At 64.4% G+C, this 441-nt stretch carries 1 protein-coding gene; it reads left to right on the top strand.

Annotated features, from left to right (window positions below; translation table 11 throughout):
• Positions 1-127: 127 nt before the first annotated feature.
• A partial coding sequence (locus tag A3764_RS21500) for a class I SAM-dependent methyltransferase (protein WP_236628291.1) occupies positions 128-441 on the top strand: 314 nt, incomplete at its 3' end.

The following is a 441-nucleotide window of genomic DNA, read 5'->3' as shown; positions in this document are numbered from 1 at the left end:
CGCGCGTGGCATTGCCGGGAGTGAAGCCCATTTGCGGCGCAGCGTCCAGTGTCACGAAACCCGCCTGCATCTACACATTCCCGGTGCGATGGTGCAGAAGGGACGAACCCGCAGGAAGGATACCGCGATGAGCCGACTGGACCTTTTCATCGACCGCATGGTTTCGCAGCGCGCCTGTCTCGATGCCGCGGCGCGACTGATCGCGGATTCGCACGGCCCCGTGTTCGAGCTGGGCCTCGGGAACGGGCGGACCTATCATCACCTGCGGGAGATCTTGCCAAACCGGCAGATCCATGTGTTCGAACGTGCCGTCGCCTCGCATCCCGACAGTACACCGCCCGATGACATGCTGATCCTCGGCGATGTCAACCAGACCCTGCCTGACGCGCTGGCACGTTTCGGGGCCACGGCTGCATTGGTTCACGCCGACCTCGGCGGGCA

The organism is Sulfitobacter sp. HI0129 (assembly GCF_001635395.1).
Lineage (GTDB): Bacteria > Pseudomonadota > Alphaproteobacteria > Rhodobacterales > Rhodobacteraceae > Sulfitobacter.
This window is presented reverse-complemented; position numbering and strand designations above follow the sequence as displayed.